This window comes from Erwinia psychrophila (assembly GCF_039023475.1).
In the GTDB taxonomy this organism is placed as follows: Bacteria; Pseudomonadota; Gammaproteobacteria; order Enterobacterales; family Enterobacteriaceae; genus Erwinia.
In genome coordinates this window covers 215,482-233,407 of sequence record NZ_JBCHVB010000001.1, presented here as the reverse complement: position 1 = coordinate 233,407, position 17,926 = coordinate 215,482, and the positions used below count along the sequence as shown (strand labels likewise).

Genomic DNA, 17,926 nt, shown 5'->3' with positions numbered 1-17,926 from the left:
GGGCAGGCGCTGCCTGTCCATTAAGGAAGAGAAGCGATATGACTTTATTAAACCCCTATTTTGGTGAATTTGGCGGCATGTACGTGCCGCAAATCCTGATGCCGGCGCTGAATCAGCTCGAAGAAGCTTTCGTCAGCGCTCAGCGCGATCCCGAATTTCAGGCCGAATTCACCGACCTGCTGAAGAACTATGCGGGCCGCCCTACCGCGCTGACCCTGTGCAAAAACCTTACCGCAGGCACCCGTACACGCCTCTACCTGAAGCGGGAAGATCTGCTGCATGGCGGTGCGCATAAGACCAACCAGGTACTGGGCCAGGCGCTGCTGGCGAAGCGTATGGGTAAAAACGAAATTATTGCCGAGACCGGCGCCGGACAGCATGGCGTCGCCTCCGCCCTGGCCAGCGCGCTGCTGGGCCTGAAGTGCCGCATTTATATGGGCGCGAAAGACATTGAGCGTCAGTCCCCTAACGTATTCCGGATGCGCCTGATGGGCGCAGAGGTGATCCCTGTACACAGCGGTTCCGCCACCCTGAAAGATGCCTGTAACGAGGCGCTGCGTGACTGGTCAGGAAGCTACGAGACCGCACACTATATGCTGGGTACGGCTGCCGGTCCGCACCCTTTCCCGACCATCGTGCGTGAATTTCAGCGAATGATAGGCGAAGAGACTAAAGCGCAGATCCTCGAAAAAGAGGGCCGCCTGCCTGATGCCGTTATCGCCTGCGTGGGCGGCGGCTCTAACGCTATCGGCATGTTCGCCGACTTTATTGATGAGGCCTCTGTCGGCCTGATCGGCGTGGAGCCTGCCGGTCACGGGATTGAGTCCGGCGAGCACGGCGCCCCGCTGAAGCACGGCCGCGTCGGCATCTATTTCGGAATGAAGGCGCCGATGATGCAGACGGCAGACGGCCAGATTGAGGAGTCTTACTCCATTTCTGCCGGGCTGGACTTTCCTTCCGTCGGACCCCAGCACGCACACCTTAACAGCACCGGACGGGCGGACTATGTCTCCATTACCGACGATGAAGCGATGGAGGCGTTTAAAATCCTTTGCCGGAGCGAAGGTATTATCCCGGCACTGGAGTCCTCTCATGCTCTGGCGCACGCGCTCAAGATGATGCGGGAAGCGCCGGATAAAGAGCAGCTGCTGGTTGTTAACCTTTCGGGGCGGGGCGATAAAGATATTTTCACCGTTCACGATATTCTGACCGCTAAGGGAGAAATTTAATGGAGCGCTACGATCAGCTGTTTCGTCGTCTTGCAGAACGAAAAGAAGGCGCTTTTGTGCCGTTCGTGACCCTTGGCGACCCCTCTCCCGAGCTTTCCCTGCAAATTGTCGATGCGCTGATTGAGGGCGGCGCGGACGCGCTGGAGCTGGGAATCCCCTTTTCCGATCCGCTGGCGGATGGCCCTACCATCCAGAACGCCACCCTGCGGGCCTTTGCGGCAGGCGTAACGCCGTCGCACTGTTTTGAAATGCTGGCCGCCATCCGGCAAAAACATCCCACGGTGCCGGTTGGCCTGCTGATGTACGCTAACCTGGTATTTTCCAACGGCATCGACAATTTTTACGCCCGCTGTCAGGAAGCCGGGGTGGACTCGGTGCTGGTAGCAGACGTGCCGGTTGAAGAATCAGCGCCTTTCCGTCAGGCAGCGCTGCGTCATAACGTGGCGCCAATTTTTATCTGCCCGCCGAATGCCAGTGACGATCTGCTGCGCGAAATTGCCTCTCATGGCCGCGGCTACACTTACCTGCTTTCGCGGGCTGGCGTCACCGGGACCGAGTCGCGTGGTGCCAGCCAGTCTCTGGAACATCTGGTCACCAAACTGCGCGAATATCACGCCGCACCACCTTTACAGGGCTTTGGTATTTCCGAACCTGGTCAGGTAAAAGAAGCGCTCTCAGCCGGGGCGGCAGGCGCCATTTCAGGGTCGGCTATCGTCAAGATCATTGAACGCCATCACGCCAATCCGCCGGTTATGCTGGCTGAACTTACTGCCTTTGTCAGCTCGCTGAAGGCGGCCACGCGCTGAGCCTTACCGTGCCTTGCCTCACTGGTAAGGCACTATTTTTACGCTCTTTTTCTTCAGCTACGTTGATAAATCTGCTTTTATGGCTAACAATTCATTCTGCAGAACAGATTCTGTAACGCAGCTGTCGCTTACTGAAAATAATAGTGAAGATAACAGGGAGATGAACCATGAAGTTATTTAAAGTCCTGACAGGTATGGTTACCGCCGTAGTAGTAGCAATTACGCTGAGTGCCTGTGCGCCTACCCCAACCAAGGAAGGAACCGGCGGATATATTGACGATACGGTAATTACCACAAAAGTGAAAACGGAGCTGCTGAAGGATGAGTCGCTGAAATCCACCGAAATCAACGTGGAAACCTTTAAAGGGCACGTTCAGCTCAGTGGTTTTGTCACTTCACCACAGATGGCTAACCGCGCCGTTCAGCTCACCCGTAGCGTGAAAGGCGTGACGGCGGTGTCGAATAAAATGCAGATCAAATAGTTCTGACTCTGAACGTAAAAAGGCGCATTGATGCGCCTTTTTTTGTGCCTGCATCGGGTCAGAAGCGGTAGCCCGCGCCGAAGAAGAAAACAAAAGGGTTAATATTGGTATCAATACTCTGATGTGATGCACCGGCATCAAAGCTGACTTTAGTATCAATATTCATATACCAGACCGAGGCGTTCAGCAGCCAGTCGGGCGTTAGCTGGTAGTCCAGGCCAACCTGCCCCGCCACGCCCCAAGAGTTTTTAACCTTCAGATTAGTGAGGCCGGCGTCACGTCCGGTCTGATTGAAATCAGAATCATAGAACCAGGTATAATTGACGCCGACGCCCGCATAGGGCTGCCACTTGCTGCTGTTATCCATAAAATACCACTGCGCCATCAGCGTTGGCGGCAGCTGGTGAACGGTCGCCAGGTTACCGGTGGATTTTAGCCCAACCTTATGCCGGAACGGCGTCGCGCCCAGCAGCTCAATACCGATATTATCGGTTGCCATATAGGTGAACGTGAGGCCCAACTGGGTATTATTACTGACATCAAACTCCCCCAGCCCCAGTACGTTATCCGATCCGCCGGTCGGGCGTACCGTGGCTGTACCTGCGCGCATAAAAAAATCCCCTGCCTGATGGGCAGAGGCCATCAGCGGCATCAGGGTTAAGGCGGCAACGCCCAAAGCTTTCAGTTTCATCACTACTCCTTAGCAAAAAATAACCTGTGTTCAATAGTTAACGTTCCACAAGTCCGTATTTTTACAACGAAAAACCGGAAACATCATCCGAATCATTTTTTTCAAAGTCCTTAAAAAACATGTGGTTGATATAGATCAACTTTCAGCGCCGTTAAGAGTCTTTGTAAAGTGAAATGCGGTCGGTTTACGGAAGGAAATGAAAAACGTTTAGAAGGTGCCAGAAGGGTAATCTCTTCTTTAATCGAAAGTTATGTAAGTCAGGGTGCCAGGTTGCCTTCAGACCATGTACAATCGCGGGATCGCAAAATACCGCACTCAAGGAGTCTACATGTCTATCACGGCTGGTTCGTTATACCGTGACACGGGGAATTTTTTACGCCACCAGCTGGTCACCATCGTGCTGCTTTCGCTGCTGACCTCATTTATTACCGTTCTGATTGGTCATGCCCTGACGCCGGGAGCCGATCAGCTCTCTCTGCTGACCGATGGCGACGGTGGCTCGGGCATGAGCCTGCTTGAAATGGTGCAGAATATGACGCCAGAGCAGCAGAATGTTTTACTGCGTGCCTCTGCGGCCGGCACCTTTGCTGCCCTGGTTGGCAATACGCTGCTGCTGGGCGGGATGCTGAGCCTGATCCCGATGGTGACCGCCGGCGAGCGAATCAGCGCGCTGCGTGCCCTCGGCGCCTCTGCTCCGCTGCTGCCGCGTTTGCTGCTGCTGGTGTTCATTGTAACGCTGGTTGTTCAGCTCGGCTTTATGGTGCTGGTCGTGCCGGGCGTCATCCTGGCGATGCTCCTGGCGCTGGCGCCGGTTATCCTGAGCACGGAAAAAATTGGCGTATTCGCTGCCCTGCGCACCAGTATGCGTCTGGTCTGGAGCCAGATGAAAATTGTCGCGCCGGCAGTGGCATTCTGGCTGCTGGCAAAAATCACGGTTTTGCTCATGGCTTCCTCGCTGACGGTTCTGCCGGCGAACGTCGCCTCTGTGGTGCTTAACGCGCTGAGCAATCTGGTGTCGGCCATTCTGATCATCTATCTCTATCGTCTTTATATGCTGTTACGTTAGTTAACGCCTGCGGGCGCTCGTCAGGGCGTCCGCTGCTTAACCTCGCCTCAGTCTGGTATTTGGAAGCCCTTATGAAGCAGTTACTCGATTTTCTTCCTCTCGTCGTCTTTTTTGTTTTCTATAAGCTCTACGATATTTTCGTTGCTTCCGGCGCGCTGATCGTCGCTACCGGTCTGGCGCTGGTGGTCAGCTGGCTGCTCTATCGCCGGCTGGAAAAAATGACCATTATTACCTTTGTGCTGGTGGCGGTCTTCGGCACCCTGACGCTGGTTTTCCATAATGATGAGTTTATCAAGTGGAAGGTGACGGTGATCTATACGCTGTTTGCCGCGGTGCTAATCTACAGCCAGTTATTTATGAAACAGCCGCTGATTCAGACCATGCTGGGTAAGGAGCTGACGCTGCCCGCCTCTGCCTGGCGCAGGCTGAACATTGCCTGGGCGATCTTTTTCCTCGTCTGCGGCCTGGCCAATATTTATGTCGCTTTTTGGCTCTCTCAGGCATTCTGGGTTAACTTTAAAGTCTTCGGTCTGACCGGACTGACCCTGCTCTTTACCCTGATCAGCGGCCTCTATATCTATCGTCTGATGCCGCAGGACGAGAAATAGACAGCTACCCGGCTCGCTGCCGGGTGTTTCAGCCTTAATACTGAGAACAATGCATGAATAATGACGAGAACAGGCTCCCGCAGGGAGAAATGGTGCTGCGTACGCTGGCCATGCCTGCCGATACTAACGCCAATGGGGATATTTTTGGCGGCTGGCTGATGTCACAGATGGATATGGGCGGCGCAATCCTGGCGAAAGAGATTGCCGGGGGACGTGTGGTAACGGTACGCGCTGACGGTATGACCTTCCTCAAACCGGTGGCGGTCGGCGATGTGGTGAGCTGCCACGCCCGCTGTATCCGTACCGGGACCAGCTCCATCATCATTAATGTGGAAGTGTGGATTAAGAAGGTGTCGTCCGAGCCTATCGGACAGCGATACTGCACAACCGAGGCGGTTTTTGTCTATGTTGCCGTAGACGCCGCCGGGAAATCCCGCCCGCTGCCGGCCGGAAAGAGCAACTTCCGGCACGACGAGCAGGCATAACATCCTTTCGCGGGATCAGGCGCGGCATCGCCGTGCTTTTTTATTCGATGCTGCTGCCGCCATTCATGCGGAAAACAATATTCATCGTCAGATCTTTACCCGGCTTATTGGGTTCATAGCGCCATTGTTTCATCGCCTTCTTCACCTCGCGTTCAAACATATTGCGGGGTTTTGCTGACAGTATCCGGACATTATCAACCCGCCCTGCGCTGTCGACGTCAAACCGCACCCTTACCTGCCCTTCAAGGCGCAGCGCATAAGCCCGTGCCGGATAGCCCGGTTTGCTCTGTTGCAGCGCTCTCGGCCCGCTGCTGACAGACGGCGTTGCCGCAGGCGTCGTCTTTGGTGCCGTCGAAGGCCGTGTTGCCGCCGGCTCCGTTTTCTCAAACGGCGAGGCCGGGCGAGGTTCGGTTCTGGGCTTAACCTCTTTCTTCGGCTTCACTACCTCTTTTTTCACCGGCTTCGGCTTCGGTTTTGGTTTAGGCTTGGGCTCAGGGATCGGCACCGGTTCCGGTTTAGGCGGTTCTGGCACAGGCGCAGGTTCCGGCTCAGGTTCCGGCTCGGGTTCTGCGACAGGCTCGGGTGCCGGCATAGGGGCAGCCTGGGGCTCTGGCTGCACTTCAGGAGCGACTAATGACACGCTTATTGGCTGGGACGCTTTCGGCATCTCCACAACCTGGTGAAAAGAAGCATATAGAATTCCCCCAATCACCACGGCGTGCAGTCCTAACGAGAACAGCATCGGCAGCGAGATACGGCTGGGTAAAGAAGTTTCTGCAAGCGTCGTCATAATCTTTCTGCTGTTAATGTGAAGGGATAAGTTTAAATGCAAATAGCAATCAGTTTCAATAACCTCTCGCTGCTTCGGGCGTGATTTCGGCAGAAAAGTCTTTTCCACTGACCGTTATCAACAGAGTGCTATCTTTCATTTGCAGATCTGTTAACGATGACTTAACGTGATAAACGACGATCAAAAACCGAATGGAGCTGTGACTGTGCTTTACGTAATTTATGCAGAAGACAATGCCGATTCTCTGGAAAAGCGTACCGCCGTGCGCCCTGCCCACGTGGCGCGACTGCAGCTTCTGCAAGACGAGGGCCGCCTAATTCTGGCGGGGCCCATGCCCGCAGTGGACAGCAATGAACCGGGCGTGGCGGGTTTTACCGGCTCAACCGTCGTAGCGGAATTCTCTTCGCTTGAGGAAGCGCAATCCTGGGCGAAAGATGACCCCTACATTGCTGCCGGGGTCTACAAACAGGTTCAGGTCAAACCCTTTAAGCGTACGTTCTGACTTTTCTGGCGCTTAGCCTTATAACCGTTATCCGCTAAGCGCTTCCCGCACGCCGGGATGAGTGATAAACAGAATAGAACGCCGCTGCTGCTGGCTTAGCTGATGGCGGATCGCGACCATACGTCCGTAGCGCCTCGACTGCGCTTCCAGCCACCGCGCCCGGCGGCGTTGAACCTGACGCGACATCCGCCAGCGTGCGACTTCATTTCTGCTCCGTCTCATTTTTAACCTCTGTACTGAAAAACTCGCGGCGCAGTATAGCGCTTTCAGACTCCGGATGGGGTCCGATGACTTTCACCGGGAAAAGGTTTCCCCTTACGCCAACTGCACGTAAACTCCCTCTATTCAGGCGTGAACAGGACTTCCACTTCCATGACGACTTTTTATACATTAATCAGTTGGCTCATTTTCTTCGGTTACTGGTTGCTGATAGCCAGTGTCACCTTGCGTATTCTGATGAAGCGCCGCGCCGTCCCTTCTGCCATGGCCTGGCTGCTGATTATCTATATTCTGCCGCTGGTCGGTATTGTAGCCTATCTCTCGTTCGGGGAACTGCATCTGGGCAAGCGTCGCGCTGAACGTGCCCGCACGATGTGGCCTTCCACCGCAAAATGGCTCGAAGATTTAAAATCGTGCCAGCAGATTTTTGCGCGGGATAACAGCGACGTTGCCCGTTCACTGTTTCAGCTATGCGAAAACCGTCAGGGCGTGGCGGGGGTAAAGGGTAATCAGCTGCAGCTGCTGACCTCCACCGATGACACCATGCAGGCGCTGATCCGTGATATCCAGCTGGCCCGGCATAATATTGAGATGGTGTTTTACATCTGGCAGCCTGGCGGGCTGGCTGATGAGGTGGCGGAATCGCTGATGGCCGCCGCCCGCCGCGGCGTGCACTGCCGGCTGATGCTGGACTCCGCCGGCAGCGTGCAGTTTTTCCGCAGCCCCTGGGCGGCGATGATGCGTAATGCCGGCATTGATGTGGTGGAGGCGCTGAAGGTCAGCCTGCTGCGCGTGTTTCTGCGCCGCATGGATCTCCGTCAGCATCGTAAGGTGGTGTTGATTGATAACTATATCGCCTATACGGGCAGCATGAATCTGGTAGACCCCCGCTATTTCAAACAGGATGCGGGCGTGGGTCAGTGGATCGATTTGATGGCCAGAATGGAAGGTCCGGTGGCGACCACGATGGGGATCATCTACTCCTGCGACTGGGAGATCGAAACCGGTAAGCGCATTCTGCCGCCGCCGCCGGACGGCAACATCATGCCGTTTGAGCAGGAAAGCGGGCATACCATCCAGGTTATCGCCTCCGGCCCGGGCTTTCCGGAGGATTTGATTCACCAGGCGCTGCTGACCGCCGTCTATGCCGCCCGCGATCAGTTAATCATGACCACGCCCTATTTCGTGCCCAGCGACGATCTTCTGCATGCCATCTGTACCGCTGCCCTGCGCGGCGTTGATGTCAGTATTATCGTGCCCAGGCATAATGATTCGATGCTGGTCGGCTGGGCAAGCCGGGCATTCTTTGCTGAGCTGCTGGAAGCGGGCGTCAAAATCTACCAGTTTGAGGATGGCCTGTTACACACCAAAAGCGTGCTGGTTGACGGTCAGCTCAGCCTGGTGGGCACGGTCAATCTGGATATGCGCAGCCTCTGGCTTAATTTCGAAATTACCATGGTTATTGATGATGACGGTTTTGGCAGCGATCTGGCACGGGTGCAGGATGATTATATCGCCCGTTCACGGCTGGTGGATGCCAGCCGCTGGGCACGTCGTGCCTACTGGCAGCGAATCGTTGAACGACTGTTTTACTTCTTCAGTCCATTACTGTAAAACGAGCGGAAAGCACAGCGCCCACGGGGCATGACGGGAAATATGATGGATTTAAATAATCGCCTTACCGAAGATGAAACGCTGGAACAGGCCTACGATATTTTTCTGGAGCTGGCGGGCGATAACCTCGATCCGGCTGACATTATTCTGTTTAACCTGCAGTTTGAGGAGCGCGGCGGTGCCGAGCTTTCCGATCCTGCCGAGGACTGGTCTGAGCACGTTGATTTTGACCTGAACCCGGACTTTTTTGCTGAGGTCGTTATCGGGCTGGGCGAAGCAGAGGGTGAACCTATCAATGATGTTTTTGCCCGCGTGCTGCTCTGCCGCGAGAAGGATCATAAGCTTTGCCACATTTTGTGGCGTGAGTAACGTCTGAAAAAAAGACCGGCATTGCCGGTCTTTTTCGTTTAAAGCGGATCTACCTTGAGACAGGAGACCGCATGGCGGAAGCTGCCTTCCAGCAGCGGACGCGTTTTGGCACACTCCGGCCCGGCAATCGGGCAGCGCGTGCGGAATACGCAGCCGGAGGGCGGATTGATCGGCGACGGCAGTTCCCCTTCCAGTAGCTGAATAACCTTGTTCTTCTCCAGATCCGGATCGGGCACGGGAACAGCGGACATCAGCGCCCGGGTATAAGGATGCTGCGGGTTCTGATAGACCTCGTCGTAGGTGCCCAGCTCCACCGCGTGGCCAAGATACATCACCAGCACGCGATCGGAGATATGTTTAACCACCGCCAAATCGTGCGCAATAAAGATCAGCGACAGGCCCATCTCTCTTTGCAGCTTTTGCAGCAGATTCACTACCTGCGCCTGTATCGACACGTCCAGTGCTGATACCGGCTCGTCACAGATAATCAGCTTGGGTTCCAGGATCAGCGCGCGCGCAATCCCGATACGCTGACACTGTCCGCCGGAAAATTCATGCGGATAACGGTTGATCAGGTTAGGCAGCAGACCGACCTTCATCATCATCGCCTTAACCCGCTCTTTGACTTCGGTTTTGGCCATGTTGGGTTGATAGGTGCGCAGCGGCTCAGCGATAATGTCGCCAATGGTCATACGTGGGTTCAGCGAGGCCAGAGGATCCTGAAATATCATCTGGATATCGCTGCGGGCTCTGCGCCACTCTTCTTCGCTCTGCCCCAGGAGATCGCGTCCCAGCCAGGCCACGCGGCCATCGGTCGCCTTAACCAGCCCGATAATGGCCCGGGCGAGCGTGGATTTACCGCAGCCTGATTCGCCCACTACGCCCAGCGTTTCCCCTTCATACAGCCGCAGGCTGACGCCGTCCACCGCCTTCAGGGTTTTTGACGGCTGCCAGAACCACTGCTTGCCATCTTTGATGTCAAAATGTACCTTCAGATCGGCGATTTCGAGTAAGACTTTCTTTTCAGCTACCCCGGTCATACCAGCTCCTCCGCAGGTTTAAAGCAGGCACGAAGGCGACCTTCGCCAAACGGCGTAAGCGGCGGCGTAGTGGAACAGATCTCCATTGCATGGGGGCAGCGCGGCTGGAACGGACAACCCGGCGGCAGGCGCAGCAGGTTTGGCGGATTACCGGGGATGGTCATCAGCGAGTCCCCTTCTGTATCCAGGCGCGGCACCGCATTCAGCAGGCCAATCGAATAAGGATGGGTGGGCTGATAGAACACATCACGTGCTTTGCCATATTCCATGGTCCGTCCTGCGTACATCACCAGAACCCGATCGCAGATACCGGCGACTACGCCCAGATCGTGCGTGATCATAATGATCGCCGTATTAAATTCTCTTTTCAGATCGTTCAGCAGCGTCATGATCTGCGCCTGTACCGTGACGTCCAGGGCAGTGGTAGGCTCATCAGCAATCAGGAGTTTTGGTTTGCAGAGTAGCGCCATCGCAATCATAACGCGCTGACGCATCCCACCGGAAAACTCGTGCGGATACATTTTCATGCGTTTACGGGCTTCCGGCATTTTCACCGCATCCAGCATGCGCACAGATTCTTCAAATGCGGCTGAGCTGCTCATGCCTTTGTGAAGCTTTAATACCTCCATCAGCTGCTCGCCCACGCGCATATAGGGATTCAGCGAGGTCATCGGATCCTGAAAAATCATCGCCACCTGCTCAGCGCGCAGGTTGTTAAGCTGTTTTTCCGGCAGGTTAAGGATTTCGCGTCCGTTGAACAGCGCCGATCCACCAATCCGGCCATTCGAGGCCAGCAGTCCCATCAGGGCGAACGCGGTCTGGGATTTCCCCGAGCCCGATTCGCCCACGATGCCAAGCGTTTCCCCCGCCCGCAGGCTGAAGTTGAGGTCGTTAACCGCAGTGACATCGCCGTCGGGCGTGTTAAACGTCACGCGCAGATCCTTCACGTCCAGTAACAGGTCGCTTCCCGCTTGTGTTGCCATTGCTGGCTGTTGTTCAGTCAGGTTCATCGGGAAACTCCTTAACGATCTTTCGGGTCGAGGGCATCACGCAGGCCATCGCCGATAAAGTTGAAACAGAACAGCGTGATCACCAGGAAGCCGGCCGGGAACATCAGCAACCACGGCGAGACTTCCATTGAGTTAGCGCCGTCGCTGAGCAACGCGCCCCAGCTGCTGAGCGGCTCCTGTGTCCCCAGTCCGAGGAAGCTCAGGAAAGACTCAAACAGGATCATGCTTGGCACCAGCAGCGAGGCGTAGACCACTACCACGCCCAGCACGTTGGGCACGATATGGCGCAGCACGATGCTGGCGGTAGAGACGCCGCCCACGTGGGCCGCTTCGATAAACTCTTTACGCTTCAGGCTGAGCGTCTGACCGCGCACAATACGCGCCATATCCAGCCAGGAAACCAGGCCGATTGCCACGAAAATCAGCAGAATATTACGGCCAAAAAAGGTGACCAGCAGGATGACGAAAAACATAAACGGGAACGAGTTCAGGATTTCCAGCAGGCGCATCATCACTGAGTCCGTTTTACCGCCGAGATAGCCCGCAAGCGAGCCATAGAGCGTCCCGACCAGCACCGCCACCAGCGCGGAGGCGATACCGACCATCAGCGAGATACGGCCTCCTATTGCCACGCGTACCAGCAGATCGCGCCCTGATGAGTCGGTGCCGAAATAGTGACCCACCTCCATTTCCGGCGGCGCAGACATCATGCCCCAGTCCGTTTCATCATAGGTAAAGGCTGACAGCATGGGGGCAAAGATGACGAACAGCGCAATAAGCAGCAGCACAATCAGGCTGCCCAGCGCGGCGCGGTTATGGATAAAGCGGCGACGGGCATCCTGCCACAGGCTGCGCCCTTCAACTTCCAGCTTCTCGCTGAAGGTATCTAGAGCTTCGCTATTTTTTTTACTCAATAACATGGCGAGCTCCGGTCTTAATAACGAATTTTCGGATCGATGACCGCATAAAGCACGTCAACAATCGCATTAAACAGAATAGTCAGCACGCCGACCAGAATTGTCAGGCTCAGTACCAGTGAATAGTCGCGGTTCAGGGCACCGTTAACGAAAAGCTGGCCGATGCCGGGCAGTCCGTAAATGGTTTCAATGACCATAGAGCCCGTGATGATACCGACGAAAGCTGGCCCCAGGTAAGACATTACCGGCAGCATGGCGGGCTTCAGCGCATGGCGCAGCACAATGCGGTGCATCGGTAACCCTTTGGCGCGGGCTGTACGAATGAAGTTAGAGTGTAATACCTCAATCATCGAACCCCGCGTGATACGCGCAATGCTGGCAATATAGGCCAGTGAAAGGGCGACCATCGGCAGGATCATATATTTCAACTGGCCACCGTTCCATCCACCGCCGGGCAGCCACTTCAGGCTGATGGCGAAGATCAGCACCAGCAGCGGAGCCACCACAAAGCTCGGTATGACCACCCCGGTCATTGCCACCCCCATTACGGCAAAGTCCCACTTAGTGTTCTGCTTCAGCGCCGCGATGACGCCCGCCGTTACGCCCAGCACGACCGCAAGGACAAAGGCCGCGAGGCCGAGCTTGGCCGATACCGGAAAGGCATGCCCCACCAGATAGTTGACCGAATAGTCTTTGTATTTAAAAGAGGGACCGAAATCGCCATGGGCCAGCTGCACCAGATAATTGGTGTACTGCTTCCACATAGGATCGTTCAGGTGATATTTTGCTTCAATATTCGCCATCACTTCTGCTGACAGCGTACGCTCGCCGGTAAAAGGACTGCCCGGTGCTAAACGCATCATAAAGAAGGAGATGGTGATCAGAATGAGTAACGTCGGGATCGCTTCCAGAACGCGACGCAGAATAAACTTTAACATTGCCCTTACCCGCTGGCTTGTGCCTCAGCACTGCTTAAAATAGACACGCTGGGGGAAGGTTGCCCTTCCCCCCATTTTTGCCATTAATGTTTGATGATGTAGAGATTTTTGTCGTAGACATTATCCAGCGGATCTTTACCGGTGTAGCCACCGACGTAAGGTTTCACCAGACGGGTGTTAACGTAGTAATAGAGCGGCACAATCACGGAGTCTTTATCCAGGATCTGCTCAGCCTTGGCATACAGGCCGCTACGCGCTTTCTCATCGCCAGCACCCGCCGCTGCGGCCATCACTTTATCGAACTCGGCCGATTTATAGTGAGAGGTGTTGTTGCTGCTGTCAGAGAGCATGGTATTCAGGAACGAAGTCGGTTCGTTATAATCCGCACACCAGCCCGCACGGGCTACGTCGAAGTTACCCTGATGACGCGTATCGAGGAAGGTTTTCCACTCCTGGTTGTTAAGCTTGATATCCACGCCAAGGTTCTTCTTCCAGATGGAAGTGGCGGCAATAGCGAGCTTTTTATGCAGGTCAGACGTGTTATACAGCAGCTGGAAGGTCAGTGGATTATCCTTGGTGTAACCCGCTTCGGCCAGCAGCTTTTTCGCTTCTTCGTTACGTTTTGCCTGGGTCCAGGTGAACCACTCCGGCTTGGTCAGATCGGCGCCGTCGGTGGCGGTTGGGGTATAGCTGTAGGCCGGCATCTGACCCTGGGCCAGAACCTTGTTGACGATGATGTCACGATCGATACCCAGTTTCAGAGCAGCCCTGACGCGCGGATCGTTGAAAGGCGGCTTCTGGTTGTTGATCTCGTAGTAGTAGGTGCAGAGATAGGGATCAACGTGCAGCTCTTTCGGATTTTCACGCTGCAGCTTTTTAAACAGCTCGATCGGCATATTGTTGTAGGTCATATCGCTGCCGTCGCTGCTGAAGTAGCGGTTAACATCGCTCACTTCAGAGGAGATCGGCAGGAAGGTCACCTTGTCCAGCTTGGTATTAGCGTTATCCCAATATTCAGGGTTACGCACCAGCACAATTCGCTCGTTAATCATGTGAGACTGTAATTTAAAGGCGCCGTTACCAACCCAGTTAGCGGGCTGCGTCCACTTATCACCCGCTTTATCAATCGCCGGTTTGTAAACCGGTGACATAGATGGGTGGATCAGCAGCTTGTAGAAGTAAGGCACGGACTGGCTCAGCGTGACCTGTAACGTGTGTTCATCAATCGCCTTTACGCCCAGCTGATCGGGGCTTTTTTTCCCGGTAATAATGTCATCCACATTTTCCAGGTGGCCGTATTGCAGGTAGCTGGCATAAGGGGAAGCGGTTTTAGGGTCGGCAAGACGCTGCCAGCTGTAAACGAAATCCTGAGCGGTAACCGGCTCGCCGTTTGACCATTTAGCATCTTTACGCAGGTGGAAAGTCCAGACCTTACCGTCTTTGTTATCCCAGCTTTCTGCCACGCCTGGGATGGTATGTCCCTGAAGATCGCTGATTACCAGACCTTCCAGCAGGTCGCGGCTGACGTTGGATTCCGGCACGCCTTCAATTTTGTGCGGGTCAAGCGACTGAACTTCCCCGCCGTTACCCTTAACCAGCTCCTGTTTGGCCGCCAGTTCCACGCCCGCCGGCACCGTAGCGGCCACCGCCAGATTGCCCGCCAGTGCGGTCATAACGCCGAGCGCGATCAGGCTCTTTTTCGTGATGTTGGTCATTATTTACCTACTCCAGTTTTATCATTGCCAATGTGGTCAAAGACATTAGCGCCACCCTTTTACAGGGTTTCTTCCTCAGTTTGCCGGAACGTTGACGCCCTGAGTCAATGCGGTTTTACCCTATCTTTTTTTACTGCTGTCGCCGGACAAGCAGCTCCGGCCTTAATGCTTTTTGATATAGAAATATTTCAGGTCGGTCAAATCCTGAGGATCTTTGCCGGTAAAGCCACCAACCCAGGGTTTTACCAGGCGCGCGCTGACGCGGTAGTAGACCGGTATGATGGCAGAGTCCTTGTCCAGCTGCTGCTCCGCCTGCTGATAAACTGCCGCACGCTCAGCATCGGGCACCGTCAGCGAACGGGCCATCAGCGCGTCAAAATTTTCGCTTTTATAGAAGGCGGTGTTGTTGGTGGAAGTACTCAACATGGCGTTCAGGAACGTGGAAGGCTCATTATAATCTGAGCACCAGGTGGCGCGGGCCATGTCGAAATCCCCCTGACGACGCGTATCCAGCATCGTTTTCCACTCCTGATTATCCAGCGAGACATTGGCCCCTAAGTTCGATTTCCACAATGAGGCCGCGGCAATCGCCTGCTTTTTGTTTACGTCAGAAGTGTTATACAAAAGCGTGAAGCGCAGCGGTTTATCACGCGTATAGCCTGCTTCTTCAAGCAGTTTTCTGGCCACGTCATTTCTTTCAGGCTGCGTCAGCGCCATCCAGTCTGGCTGCGTGGAAGTTCCGCCATTAATGAAAGGTGGCGTGAAGTTACCTGCGGGGATCTGTCCCTGTCCCATCACTTTCTCAGTGATAATGTCGCGATCCAGCGTCAGCTTCACCGCTGTCCGCACGCGCGGATCGTTAAAAGGAGGACGTTTATTGTTCAGTTCATAGTAAAAAGTGCAGAGCAGCGGGCTGATACGTACCTGGTCACCCAGCGTTTTCTTCAGGGTGGGAAAACGTTCCGGCGGCAGCGCGCTGTTAGTAATATCAATTTCGCCGCTGCGATAGCGGTTAACATCGCTGGCTTCGGAGGTAATCGGCAGGAAAGTGGCCTTATCAATGACGGTACTGCCGTTATCCCAGTAGTTTGGGCTGCGCTGCAGGACAATTTTCTCATTAATAACCCAGTCGCTGAGGGTATATGCCCCGTTGCCGACATAATGATCGGGCTGCGTCCAGCGGTCGCCCCACTTTTCCACGGCGTGACGATTGACCGGCTTCAGCGAAGTATGGGCCGCCAGCGCAGCAAAATAGGGAACAGGCTGGCTGAGCGTAACCTGAAAGCGGCGATCGTCCAGCGCCTTCACGCCAAGTGCGGAAGGCGGCAGCTTGCCCGCCAGAATGGCATCGATGTTCACGACATGCGCATACTGAAGATAGCTGGCGTAAGGGGATGCGGTTGCCGGATCCACTAATCGCTGCCAGCTGTAAACAAAGTCGCTGGCGGTAACGGGCTCGCCGTTGCTCCATTTTGCGTTATCACGCAGGGTAAAGGTCCAGATTTTTCCCTGCTGATTGCGCCAGCTTTCGGCGACGCCGGGCACCAGACGACCATTATTATCGGTGGTCACCAGCCCTTCCAGCAGATTAAGAATGATATTAGATTCCGGAACGCCTTCGATTTTCTGTGGGTCAAGAGAAGAAACTTCGCTGCCGTTATTGATGACGACAGACTGGCTGGTGGCCAGGCCGACCCCTTCTGGCACCGTGGCGGCAAACGAATAGCTGGCCATAAGTCCTGTAATAGCTACAACGACTTTACTGAGACGTAAACAGCACTGCGTATTATGTTTCATTAAGCGTGAGTAACCTTATTAAGAAACCGGAACGGTAAAAGCTGAGACACTTTTGCATATCCGGTGCCAATTCTTCACTGAAAAGCGAGACGTTATCAGACTGCTGCTTTTTACGTCAAAGCGGTGAACCAAAAATGTTAACTAATTCTCTTTTATCACGAGCTGCTGACAATCAGAAGCGTTATTTAACATGCTGAATTAATCGCCATCCTGCTGATTTTCAATTGATTAACATCAAAAAGGCGAGAGATTACACAATCCACAGAGCGATCGACTTCACAAAACTGGCAAAATAGGCGTTAACTTTTGTAGTGCAGAATGATCCACTATAAAGGCTTTCCAGGCTGAACACTTCTGCCACAAACCTCATAAGCTGACCTATTTCAACAATGTGATTAAAATAACATTTTGCGTTTAGTTGTTGAAATCAGGCGTAATTACAGTAGTTACATTAATAATGCCGTAGCCTCCTTAAGTTTGCCGAATGATTGCACCAAATAAATTCATAAAAAGCCTTAAATGCACCTTAATGGTGCCATGCTTTACCTCAGCTAAAAAAAAAGCGCAGAATCTGCGCTTATTTTTTATAATTTCAGGCGTGATATGAGGTGAGTTAATTCACCAGGCCGGGAAACAGCGCCCTGATCCCGGTCACCACAAATTCGATGCCCAGCGCCATAAGCAGTAGCCCCATAATTCGCGTAATCACGTTAATGCCGGTTTGCCCCAGCAGCCGGACCATCAGTGGGGCGGCCCGGAAGAGCAGCCAGCAGCAAAAAGCAAACAGGGCAATGGCGAGGCTGAAACCGAGCAGATTTAGCCAGCTGTGGTAGCGCGTGCTCCAGACAATCGTTGAGCTGATCGCGCCAGGCCCGGCCATCAGCGGCAGCGCCAGCGGCACCACGCCAATGCTTTCACGGATCGCCGTTTCTGACTTTTCCTGCTTGTTCTGTTTGTCCTCTCCCAGTTTGCCGCTGATCATCGACATCGCAATGGTCACGACCAGGATACCGCCCGCAATGCGGAAGGAATCAATTGAGATGCCAAATATATGCAGAATCGCATCACCCAGGAAAAGCGACGTCCAGAGAATAATCGCCACGGAGAGATTGGCGGTCATATTGGTTTTATTACGGGCTGCAGCCGCCTGGTAGCTGGTCATGCTGATAAAAACGGGGATGATCCCTACCGGATTCACCAGGGCAAAAAGCCCGACGAAAAATTTAATATATCCGGAAAGATCTAATATAGCCGGGTTCACAATACGCTCCTGAGCGGGCTGGTTTTCTGGCCGCTAATTTAATGCAAAAGCGTTACGCTTACCATCGTAAGCCACCGGATTTTTGCCTGGTTTTATGTCGTACCTCCAGCATAATCCGCCACAATAATACTTCCGGGTGGCAGTTTGGCTCACCTACCGCTCCTTAGCATCTTCCCGGTTTTCAGAAATTGTCAGAAAGCGCGCAAAACGTGCGGCTGAAAGGTGTCAGCTTGGGTGAAAGTTGATCTAAATCAATCATTGCTTACCTCATTATGGGTAAGCTGGCGTCATCAAAAGGAAGTGTAAAGTCGCTGCTCTCTCCAACCAACTGGAGTAAAGCGAAGACTCTTTCAGTAAACCTGTAACGCAAGTTTGTAAAGCGGTGAA

19 protein-coding genes are annotated in these 17,926 nt (G+C 54.2%); 9 read left to right on the top strand and 10 right to left on the bottom strand.

Annotated elements, in window-relative coordinates; translation table 11 throughout:
• The first annotated feature begins 38 nt into the window (after window positions 1-38).
• The 3 genes from trpB (at window position 39) to AAH446_RS01110 (ending at window position 2,517) form a co-directional block, all read left to right on the top strand.
• A complete protein-coding gene (trpB, locus tag AAH446_RS01120; RefSeq protein WP_342904888.1) occupies window positions 39-1,229 on the top strand; it encodes a tryptophan synthase subunit beta in 1,191 nt (396 codons plus the stop codon).
• A complete protein-coding gene (trpA, locus tag AAH446_RS01115; protein WP_342904887.1) occupies window positions 1,229-2,035 on the top strand; it encodes a tryptophan synthase subunit alpha in 807 nt (268 codons plus the stop codon). Before trpB ends, trpA begins: the two co-directional genes overlap by 1 nt.
• Before the next feature lie 167 nt (window positions 2,036-2,202).
• A complete protein-coding gene (locus tag AAH446_RS01110; RefSeq protein ID WP_342904886.1) occupies window positions 2,203-2,517 on the top strand; it encodes a BON domain-containing protein in 315 nt (104 codons plus the stop codon).
• 58 nt (window positions 2,518-2,575) lie between these two features.
• On the opposite strand, the gene ompW is transcribed toward AAH446_RS01110, so the two are convergent.
• Window positions 2,576-3,208, bottom strand: coding sequence for an outer membrane protein OmpW (gene ompW, locus AAH446_RS01105; protein WP_342904885.1), 633 nt, complete (start codon window positions 3,206-3,208; stop codon window positions 2,576-2,578).
• Window positions 3,209-3,536: 328 nt separating this feature from the next.
• Between ompW and AAH446_RS01100 the strand changes: the two genes are divergently transcribed.
• From AAH446_RS01100 to yciA, 3 genes are all read left to right on the top strand, one after another.
• Window positions 3,537-4,274 (top strand): YciC family protein, encoded by a 738-nt coding sequence (locus AAH446_RS01100; RefSeq protein ID WP_342904884.1) that lies wholly within the window; start codon window positions 3,537-3,539, stop codon window positions 4,272-4,274.
• A gap of 71 nt (window positions 4,275-4,345) precedes the next feature.
• Window positions 4,346-4,882, top strand: coding sequence for a septation protein A (locus AAH446_RS01095; protein ID WP_342904883.1), 537 nt, complete (start codon window positions 4,346-4,348; stop codon window positions 4,880-4,882).
• Window positions 4,883-4,935: 53 nt separating this feature from the next.
• Window positions 4,936-5,367: an acyl-CoA thioester hydrolase YciA gene (gene yciA / locus AAH446_RS01090; protein ID WP_342904882.1), complete on the top strand. Its 432-nt coding sequence runs from the start codon at window positions 4,936-4,938 to the stop codon at window positions 5,365-5,367.
• 40 nt (window positions 5,368-5,407) lie between these two features.
• Here yciA and tonB read toward each other — a convergent pair whose 3' ends face one another.
• The gene (gene tonB, locus AAH446_RS01085; RefSeq protein WP_342904881.1) at window positions 5,408-6,157 is read right to left on the bottom strand and encodes a TonB system transport protein TonB; all 750 of its coding nucleotides are present in this window, start codon (window positions 6,155-6,157) and stop codon (window positions 5,408-5,410) included.
• Window positions 6,158-6,362: 205 nt separating this feature from the next.
• Here tonB and AAH446_RS01080 point away from each other — a divergent pair, with 205 nt between their 5' ends.
• Window positions 6,363-6,659: a YciI family protein gene (locus AAH446_RS01080; protein WP_342904880.1), complete on the top strand. Its 297-nt coding sequence runs from the start codon at window positions 6,363-6,365 to the stop codon at window positions 6,657-6,659.
• Between the two features lie 27 nt (window positions 6,660-6,686).
• Here the strand turns inward: AAH446_RS01080 and AAH446_RS01075 are convergent, their stop codons facing one another.
• The gene (locus AAH446_RS01075; protein WP_342904879.1) at window positions 6,687-6,881 is read right to left on the bottom strand and encodes a YciY family protein; all 195 of its coding nucleotides are present in this window, start codon (window positions 6,879-6,881) and stop codon (window positions 6,687-6,689) included.
• 150 nt (window positions 6,882-7,031) lie between these two features.
• On the opposite strand from AAH446_RS01075, the gene cls reads away from it, so the two are divergent.
• Both cls and AAH446_RS01065 read left to right on the top strand, forming a co-directional pair.
• Window positions 7,032-8,492 carry a cardiolipin synthase gene (gene cls, locus AAH446_RS01070; RefSeq protein WP_342904878.1) on the top strand — a complete coding sequence of 487 codons (1,461 nt, stop codon included), beginning with the start codon at window positions 7,032-7,034 and terminating at the stop codon, window positions 8,490-8,492.
• A 45-nt stretch (window positions 8,493-8,537) separates the two neighbouring features.
• Window positions 8,538-8,861 (top strand): HI1450 family dsDNA-mimic protein, encoded by a 324-nt coding sequence (locus AAH446_RS01065; RefSeq protein ID WP_342905783.1) that lies wholly within the window; start codon window positions 8,538-8,540, stop codon window positions 8,859-8,861.
• 38 nt (window positions 8,862-8,899) lie between these two features.
• Here the strand turns inward: AAH446_RS01065 and oppF are convergent, their stop codons facing one another.
• The 7 genes from oppF to AAH446_RS01030 all read right to left on the bottom strand — a co-directional run bounded on the left by oppF (window position 8,900) and on the right by AAH446_RS01030 (window position 17,539).
• The gene (gene oppF, locus AAH446_RS01060) at window positions 8,900-9,901 is read right to left on the bottom strand and encodes a murein tripeptide/oligopeptide ABC transporter ATP binding protein OppF (protein WP_342904877.1); all 1,002 of its coding nucleotides are present in this window, start codon (window positions 9,899-9,901) and stop codon (window positions 8,900-8,902) included.
• Window positions 9,898-10,911 carry an ABC transporter ATP-binding protein gene (gene oppD / locus AAH446_RS01055; RefSeq protein ID WP_342904876.1) on the bottom strand — a complete coding sequence of 338 codons (1,014 nt, stop codon included), beginning with the start codon at window positions 10,909-10,911 and terminating at the stop codon, window positions 9,898-9,900. The genes oppF and oppD overlap by 4 nt, the downstream gene beginning before the upstream one ends.
• A gap of 11 nt (window positions 10,912-10,922) precedes the next feature.
• Window positions 10,923-11,831 carry an oligopeptide ABC transporter permease OppC gene (oppC, locus tag AAH446_RS01050; protein WP_342904875.1) on the bottom strand — a complete coding sequence of 303 codons (909 nt, stop codon included), beginning with the start codon at window positions 11,829-11,831 and terminating at the stop codon, window positions 10,923-10,925.
• A 14-nt stretch (window positions 11,832-11,845) separates the two neighbouring features.
• The gene (gene oppB, locus AAH446_RS01045) at window positions 11,846-12,766 is read right to left on the bottom strand and encodes an oligopeptide ABC transporter permease OppB (protein WP_342904874.1); all 921 of its coding nucleotides are present in this window, start codon (window positions 12,764-12,766) and stop codon (window positions 11,846-11,848) included.
• An 83-nt stretch (window positions 12,767-12,849) separates the two neighbouring features.
• Entirely contained in the window at window positions 12,850-14,481 is a 1,632-nt protein-coding gene (oppA, locus tag AAH446_RS01040; RefSeq protein ID WP_342904873.1) for an oligopeptide ABC transporter substrate-binding protein OppA, read from the bottom strand.
• 162 nt (window positions 14,482-14,643) lie between these two features.
• A complete protein-coding gene (locus AAH446_RS01035) occupies window positions 14,644-16,278 on the bottom strand; it encodes an ABC transporter substrate-binding protein (protein WP_342904872.1) in 1,635 nt (544 codons plus the stop codon).
• 613 nt (window positions 16,279-16,891) lie between these two features.
• The gene (locus AAH446_RS01030; RefSeq protein WP_342904871.1) at window positions 16,892-17,539 is read right to left on the bottom strand and encodes a YchE family NAAT transporter; all 648 of its coding nucleotides are present in this window, start codon (window positions 17,537-17,539) and stop codon (window positions 16,892-16,894) included.
• Window positions 17,540-17,926: the final 387 nt, after the last annotated feature.

What these genes read in the sequence shown, in the direction of transcription:
- oppA (WP_342904873.1), bottom strand. Translation starts at nt 14,481, where the DNA reads ATGACCAACATCACGAAAAAGAGCCTGATCGCGCTCGGCGTTATGACC.
- cls (WP_342904878.1), top strand. Translation starts at nt 7,032, where the DNA reads ATGACGACTTTTTATACATTAATCAGTTGGCTCATTTTCTTCGGTTAC.
- oppD (WP_342904876.1), bottom strand. Translation starts at nt 10,911, where the DNA reads ATGAACCTGACTGAACAACAGCCAGCAATGGCAACACAAGCGGGAAGC.
- trpB (WP_342904888.1), top strand. Translation starts at nt 39, where the DNA reads ATGACTTTATTAAACCCCTATTTTGGTGAATTTGGCGGCATGTACGTG.
- AAH446_RS01110 (WP_342904886.1), top strand. Translation starts at nt 2,203, where the DNA reads ATGAAGTTATTTAAAGTCCTGACAGGTATGGTTACCGCCGTAGTAGTA.
- AAH446_RS01095 (WP_342904883.1), top strand. Translation starts at nt 4,346, where the DNA reads ATGAAGCAGTTACTCGATTTTCTTCCTCTCGTCGTCTTTTTTGTTTTC.
- oppF (WP_342904877.1), bottom strand. Translation starts at nt 9,901, where the DNA reads ATGACCGGGGTAGCTGAAAAGAAAGTCTTACTCGAAATCGCCGATCTG.
- AAH446_RS01075 (WP_342904879.1), bottom strand. Translation starts at nt 6,881, where the DNA reads ATGAGACGGAGCAGAAATGAAGTCGCACGCTGGCGGATGTCGCGTCAG.
- yciA (WP_342904882.1), top strand. Translation starts at nt 4,936, where the DNA reads ATGAATAATGACGAGAACAGGCTCCCGCAGGGAGAAATGGTGCTGCGT.
- AAH446_RS01065 (WP_342905783.1), top strand. Translation starts at nt 8,538, where the DNA reads ATGGATTTAAATAATCGCCTTACCGAAGATGAAACGCTGGAACAGGCC.
- oppC (WP_342904875.1), bottom strand. Translation starts at nt 11,831, where the DNA reads ATGTTATTGAGTAAAAAAAATAGCGAAGCTCTAGATACCTTCAGCGAG.
- AAH446_RS01035 (WP_342904872.1), bottom strand. Translation starts at nt 16,278, where the DNA reads ATGAAACATAATACGCAGTGCTGTTTACGTCTCAGTAAAGTCGTTGTA.
- ompW (WP_342904885.1), bottom strand. Translation starts at nt 3,208, where the DNA reads ATGAAACTGAAAGCTTTGGGCGTTGCCGCCTTAACCCTGATGCCGCTG.
- AAH446_RS01100 (WP_342904884.1), top strand. Translation starts at nt 3,537, where the DNA reads ATGTCTATCACGGCTGGTTCGTTATACCGTGACACGGGGAATTTTTTA.
- oppB (WP_342904874.1), bottom strand. Translation starts at nt 12,766, where the DNA reads ATGTTAAAGTTTATTCTGCGTCGCGTTCTGGAAGCGATCCCGACGTTA.
- tonB (WP_342904881.1), bottom strand. Translation starts at nt 6,157, where the DNA reads ATGACGACGCTTGCAGAAACTTCTTTACCCAGCCGTATCTCGCTGCCG.
- trpA (WP_342904887.1), top strand. Translation starts at nt 1,229, where the DNA reads ATGGAGCGCTACGATCAGCTGTTTCGTCGTCTTGCAGAACGAAAAGAA.